Below are 5,952 nucleotides of genomic sequence, written 5' to 3'. Positions count from 1 at the left end.
GGGTTATAGGCAGAGGGCGCTTTGGGCAAACCGGCCAGCATAGCGGCCTCGGCGATGGTGAGGTCCTGCAACGACTTACCGAAGTAAGTGCGTGCTGCCGCCGCAAATCCGTAGGAGCGATGCCCCAGAAAAATCTGGTTCATGTAGATCTCGAGGATTTGCTCCTTGGTCAGCAGGTGCTCGAGCTTGAAGGTCAGCAGGATCTCGTAGATCTTGCGCAGGTAGCTCTTTTCGCTAGACAGATAGACGTTGCGTGCCACCTGCATGGTGATGGTGGACGCCCCTTGACTCTTGGCTTCGACCAGGTTGGCCAGCGCCGCGCGCAGCAGGCCGCGATAGTCCACGCCACTGTGCTCGAAGAAGCGCGCGTCCTCGATAGCGAGTACCGCCTTCACCATCACGGGCGGGATATCCTGGAAGCGCACCAGGTTGCGTCGTTCCTCGCCGAATTCGCCCAGCAGCGAGCCGTCGCGCGCATACACGCGCAGCGGCAGCTTGGGCCGGTAGTCGGCCAGTTCGCTGATGTCCGGCAGGTTCGGATAGGCGGCCGCCAGCCCGATGCCCACCAGCATGGCCAAGGCCAGCACGGCGGCACCGATGGTCGCAGCCACCGTGGCTAGCACACGCAACCACCAGGGGCGGCGTGTCGTGCGCCCGGCGGAGGGAGGGGGTGCGGAGCCCGGGGGCGGAGCGGAAGGGGGCATGCGTGTGGGGGGATCCGATGGCCGCGCATTATAGGAAAGGGGGGCGGCACGGTGCCGCATCGGCCGCGCCGCCCCAGGCGCGGGGCCCATCCCGTCACGCCAGCCGACCCCGGTGGGGCCGGTGTCCGTTTCTGGCAACGTTGCGTCTGGCCATGGTGGCTGCCGGGCCATCGGCAGACCCTGTCACGCGGCGTTGCTGTTACCATCAAAGTGCGTCTACACTACAGGCACAAACCGGCTGTGCGCCGGGCAACGAGGGTGGGTTTGATAGCACTGGGATTCCTGTTTGGTCGCGAGCCAGCGCCGCTGTTGGGCGTAGACATCAGTTCCACCACGCTCAAGTTGGTTGAACTTGGGCGTTCCCGAGACGGCAGCTATGCCGTTTTACATTGTGCGATCGAGGCCATGGAAAAGGGCTGGATCGCCGACGGCAACATCGAAAAGTTCGACGAGATTGCCGAGGCCCTGCGCCGGCTGGTGCGCAAGGCCGGTACCAAGACCAAGAATGTGGCGCTGGCACTGCCCGGCTCGGCGGTGATCACGCGCAAGATCAATCTGCCGGCCGGCCTGGGTGAAGACGAGCTGGAGTTGCAGGTGGAGGCCGAAGCCGCGCAGCTGATTCCGTTTCCCCTGTCGGACGTTGCGCTGGACTTCTGCGTCATCGGCCCGTCGGCCAGTGCCCAGGGCTACGTGGAAGTGCTGGTGGCTGCAGCCCGCAAGGAGCGCGTGTCCGACCGGCAGGGGCTGGCCGAAGCTGCGGGCCTCAATCCGGTTATCATGGACGTCGAGCCCTACGCCGCCCGCGTGGTGGCGCGGCGCGCCATCGAGCGGCTGCCCAACCGCGGCGCCAATCTGGTCGTGGCGCTGTTCGAGATCGGCTCGACCTCGACGGCGCTGCAGGTCATCCGCAACGACGAGATGATCTACGAACGCGACCAGCCAGTGGGCGGGCAAATGCTCACGCAGCTGATCGCGCGCCAGTACGGGTTGTCGCCGGAAGAGGCCGAGCAGAAGAAAAAAACCGGCACCGGTCTGCCTGCCGACTACCCGCAGCAGGTTCTGCAGCCGTTTTTGGATACGCTGGGTCAGGAGTTGGGCAGGGCGCTGCAGTTCTTCTTCACCAGCACGCCGCACAACAAGGTCGACCACGTTTTACTGTCCGGTGGTTCGGCCAGCCTGCCCGGCGTGGCGCAGGCGGTCATGGCGCAAACCGGCTTTGCCACCAGCGTGCTCAATCCCTTCGACGGGATGGCTTTGCCACCGCATCTGCCGCCGGCGCGGCTGGCCATGGAGCAGACGTCGTATCTGGTGGCCACCGGCCTGGCCCTGCGGAGGTTTGCGTCATGACCGCCATCAACCTACTGCCGCACCGCGAGTGGGCACGCAAGAAGCGGCGCGAACAGTTCTACCTGCACGTGGTGCTGGCTGCACTGGCCGGTGTTCTGTTGGCGGCCGTCGTTTACGCGGCGTTCGAGGCCCGCATCGCCGTGCAGGAGGGTCGCAACCAGCTGCTGCAGCGCGAAATCGCCAAGCTGGACGCTCAGATCAAGGAAATCACTACCCTGCAGGACGAGTTGGAGGCGCTCAAGGCCCGTCAGGGAGCCGTCGAGAGTCTGCAGGCGGACCGCAATGTGCCGGTCCATGTGCTCAATGAACTCGTGTTGCGGCTGCCCGACGGCGTCATTCTGCGCACCATCAAGCAGGAGGGCAGCACCATTGCCATCACCGGGGTGGCGCAGTCGCAGGAGCGCGTCTCCGAGCTGCTGCGCAACTTCTCCGGCTCCAGTACGTGGCTGCGCCAGCCGCAGCTCATCGAAATCGCGGCGGCCATGATGAACTTCAATCCCGGAGGGCAGCGGCGGGTGTTCAACTTCTCGCTGCGCGTGGTCCTGGGCAAGGCAGAGGCGGGCTGAGGCCCGGACGGATACACGCCATGGCCACGACGAAACGCAAATCCAGTGCCATCGACTGGAGTCGCCTGCAGCAGAGCCTGCAGGCGCAGTTCAGCGGGCTCGATCCGAACGACCCGTCCCGCTGGCCGCTGCTGCCACGTACGCTGCTGCTGCTGGCGGTGGCGGTGTTCGTTCTGGTTGGCCTGTGGTACGTGTGGGTATCGGATCGGCTGCAGGCGCTCGACACCGCGCAGCGGCGCGAGGAACAGTTGCGCAGCGAATACTCCCAAAAGCTGGCCCGCGCTGTAGCGCTTGATGCGCTGAAGTCTCAGCTGGAGCAGGTACGTCAGTACGTTGCGCAGCTCGAAAAGCAGCTGCCCAACCGGGCTGAAATGGATGCGCTGCTGTCCGACATCAACCAGGCCGGTATCGGCCGCGGCCTGCAGTTCGAGCTGTTCCGCCCGGGCCAGGAGGTCGTGCGCGACTACTACGCCGAGCTACCGATTACGCTGCGCGTCGGGGGCTCCTACCACGACATCGGGATGTTTGTCGCCGACGTAGCGCACCTGTCGCGTATCGTGACCCTGAACAACCTGTCGATCCAGACGGCGCCCAACCGCAGCGATGCACTGGTGCTGGAGGCCACGGCAAAGACGTTCCGCTACCTGGACCCCGATGAGGTGCTGGCGCAGAAAGCGGCCAAGAAGGCGCAGGGGGGTAAGCAATGAGGGTGGCAGCCGTACGCGGATCGGGCGCCCTGGCGCTGATGGTGGTGGCGGCCGGCGCCGTGCTGCTGGCGGGCTGCAGCGGTGCCGGCGACGACGACCTGGAGCAGTGGATGGCGCAGCAGCGCGCGACGGTTCAGCCCAAGGTCGAGTCGGTTCAGCCACCGTCGGCCTTTCAGCCGCAGTCCTATCTGGCCGCGCAGGCGGTGTCGCCGTTTAGCGAAGAGCGGCTGGCGCGCGCGATGCGTGCCGATACGGCGGCCTCGGCGGCGTCGCGCCTGCTCGAGGCCGAGCAGCGGCGCCCGCGCGAGGCGCTGGAGGACTTCCCGCTCGACACGATGGCGATGGTGGGTCTGCTCGACAGGGGCGGGCGGCGGGTGGCACTGGTGCGCGTCAACGGGCTACTCTACACCGTCCGGGTAGGCAATTACCTGGGTCAGAACTACGGGCGGATCACCGCCATCACCGACAATCAGATTGTGTTGCGCGAGATCGTGCAAGACGCTGCGGGGGAGTGGGTCGAGCGCACCGCCACCCTGCAGTTACAGGATGGAAGCGGCAAATGACGACCGAATATCTCTCCTCTCACCCGGCCGGTACGCCCCGCCGCCGCTCGGGCTACTGGCGCGCCGGGCTGTTGCTGGCAGCTTTGGTCGTCAGCGGGTGGGCGCAGGCCCAGGTCGCCATTCGTGCCGTCAGCGCCAGTGTCAGCGGCGGGCGCGAGGTGGTGCGCATCGAAACCGCCGAGCCGTTGCGCACGGTGCCGGGCGCGTTCACCATCCAGACGCCGGCGCGTATCGCGTTCGACTTTCCCGGTACCCGCAACGAAACCGGGCGCACGGTCTTCGAGCTCAACCAGGGCAACTTGCGGTCCGTGAATGTGGTGGAAGCCCAGGGGCGCACGCGTCTGGTCTTCAACCTGAACCGCGCGGTGCCGTACGACACCGAGGTGCGCGGCAATATCCTGCTGGTGACCCTCAGCCCGGCGGAGATCACCGCCCAGGCCACCGCTGCGGGCGCGTCCGCCACCTTCGCCGCGACCACCGCTGCCGCCGACGCCAAGGCCCTGACGGACATCGACTTCCGGCGTGGGGAGGACGGCGCCGGTCGCGTGATCGTCGAGCTGGGCGACCCGCAGACGGGGGTGGATATCCGCACGCAGGGGCGTGCGTTGGTGGTGGAATTCCTGCGCACCGTGCTGCCGGAAGGGCTGCGCCGGCGCATGGACGTGGCCGACTTCGGTACCCCGGTGCGCATGGTCACCGCCACGCAAGTGGGCGACCGCGTGCGCCTGCTGGTCGAACCCAGCGGCGAATGGGACCACAGCGCCTACCAGAGCGACAACCGCTTCGTGCTGGAGGTGCGTCCCGTCAAGCCCGATCCGAACCGCTTGGTGCAGGGGCCGAAGTACAGCGGTGAGAAGCTGTCGCTGAATTTCCAGAACATCGACGTGCGTGCCCTGCTGCAGGTGATTGCCGATTTCACCAACTTCAACATCATCACCAGCGACGCCGTGCAGGGCAACCTGACGCTGCGCCTGAAGGACGTGCCCTGGGATCAGGCCCTCGATATCATCCTTGAGGCCAAACAGCTGGGGTTGACCAAGACCGGTAACGTGATCCGGGTGGCGCCGAAGAGAGACCTGGATGCCGAGGCTGTGGCGCAGCGCGAAGTGGCCAAAAAACTCGAGGACCTGGAGCCCCTGCGGACCGAGGTGTTCCGGCTGAACTTCGCGAAGGCGGAGGACGTCGTCAAGACGCTCAAGGACGCCACCGCCAGTGGTGGCGGTGAGAGGCAGACCACCAACCGGCTGCTGTCGGCGCGCGGCTCTGCGATTGCCGATACCCGCACCAATCAGGTGTTTGTCACGGATGTGCCCAACCGGCTGGAGGCCGTGCGCGATTATGTGCGGCGCGTGGACAGCCCGAAGCGCCAGGTGATGATCCAAGCGCGGCTGGTCGAGGCCCGGGAAGGGTTTGGCCATGCACTGGGTATCCGGCTCGGCGGTGCGGACTTGCGAGCGGTCCGCGGGGGCGATGCTGGCTACAGCGTGGGTGGCGGCACGCGCGTGGCCATTGGCGGCTCTTACGATGCGATCACGTCGACCACCGGGCAAACGGCCAACCTGATGAACAATCAGAATACCAGTTTTATCAATCTACCGGGGCGTATCAATATCAACAACGTTGATATCCCGCGCTTTGCGCTGTCGTTGTTCAGCCCGTCGGCAAACCGTTTCCTGAATCTGGAATTGTCCGCGCTCGAATCCGACAACAACGGTCGCATCATCTCCAGTCCCAAGGTCGTCACGGGTGACCTCAACAAGGCGACGATCAAGCAAGGGGACCAATTGCGCTTTCTGCAACGACGCACCGGTGCGAACGGGCAGCCGGAAGATTTGATCGTTACAATTGACGCCAACCTGTCGCTTGAGGTGACACCGCAGATCACGCCTTCCGGTAAGGTGCTGATGCAGATCAAAGCCACGAAAAACCAGCTCGTCGGTGTGACGGCCGCAGGTCCCCAGCTGGCGGTCAAGGAAGTGGAGACCGAGGTGATGGTGGACAACGGGGGCACGGTGATGATCGGGGGCATCTTTGAGCAGGAGGAGCGCAACAGCGTCGACAAGGT

Annotated in this window: 6 protein-coding genes; 5 read left to right on the top strand and 1 reads right to left on the bottom strand. The window is 65.4% G+C overall.

From position 1 onward, the window contains the following. Positions 1-704, bottom strand: a 704-nt coding sequence (locus V7Z54_RS07185; RefSeq protein ID WP_443082450.1) for a transglycosylase domain-containing protein, incomplete at its 3' end; no start/stop codon positions are given. A gap of 264 nt (positions 705-968) precedes the next feature. Here V7Z54_RS07185 and V7Z54_RS07180 point away from each other — a divergent pair. The 5 genes from V7Z54_RS07180 to pilQ all read left to right on the top strand — a co-directional run. Continuing rightward, entirely contained in the window at positions 969-2,051 is a 1,083-nt protein-coding gene (locus V7Z54_RS07180; protein WP_334135460.1) for a pilus assembly protein PilM, read from the top strand. Then, on the top strand, positions 2,048-2,617 hold the full coding sequence (locus V7Z54_RS07175; RefSeq protein ID WP_334135457.1) for a PilN domain-containing protein: 570 nt from the start codon (positions 2,048-2,050) through the stop codon (positions 2,615-2,617). The genes V7Z54_RS07180 and V7Z54_RS07175 overlap by 4 nt, the downstream gene beginning before the upstream one ends. Before the next feature lie 20 nt (positions 2,618-2,637). Beyond that, entirely contained in the window at positions 2,638-3,324 is a 687-nt protein-coding gene (locus V7Z54_RS07170; protein WP_334135455.1) for a type 4a pilus biogenesis protein PilO, read from the top strand. Next, positions 3,321-3,887 (top strand): pilus assembly protein PilP, encoded by a 567-nt coding sequence (locus V7Z54_RS07165; RefSeq protein WP_334135454.1) that lies wholly within the window; start codon positions 3,321-3,323, stop codon positions 3,885-3,887. The genes V7Z54_RS07170 and V7Z54_RS07165 overlap by 4 nt, the downstream gene beginning before the upstream one ends. Then, the coding region (pilQ, locus tag V7Z54_RS07160) for a type IV pilus secretin PilQ (RefSeq protein WP_334135453.1) at positions 3,884-5,952 on the top strand (2,069 nt) is incomplete at its 3' end. The genes V7Z54_RS07165 and pilQ, both read left to right, overlap by 4 nt.

Source organism: Tepidimonas sp. (assembly GCF_036824975.1).
In the GTDB taxonomy this organism is placed as follows: Bacteria; Pseudomonadota; Gammaproteobacteria; order Burkholderiales; family Burkholderiaceae_C; genus Tepidimonas.
The sequence above is the reverse complement of the archived record's forward strand: the minus strand, read 5'-3'. Positions and strand labels throughout refer to the sequence as shown.

Excerpts from the sequence above, each read along its gene's own strand:
- V7Z54_RS07170 (WP_334135455.1), top strand. The coding sequence starts at position 2,638 with ATGGCCACGACGAAACGCAAATCCAGTGCCATCGACTGGAGTCGCCTG.
- V7Z54_RS07175 (WP_334135457.1), top strand. The coding sequence starts at position 2,048 with ATGACCGCCATCAACCTACTGCCGCACCGCGAGTGGGCACGCAAGAAG.
- V7Z54_RS07165 (WP_334135454.1), top strand. The coding sequence starts at position 3,321 with ATGAGGGTGGCAGCCGTACGCGGATCGGGCGCCCTGGCGCTGATGGTG.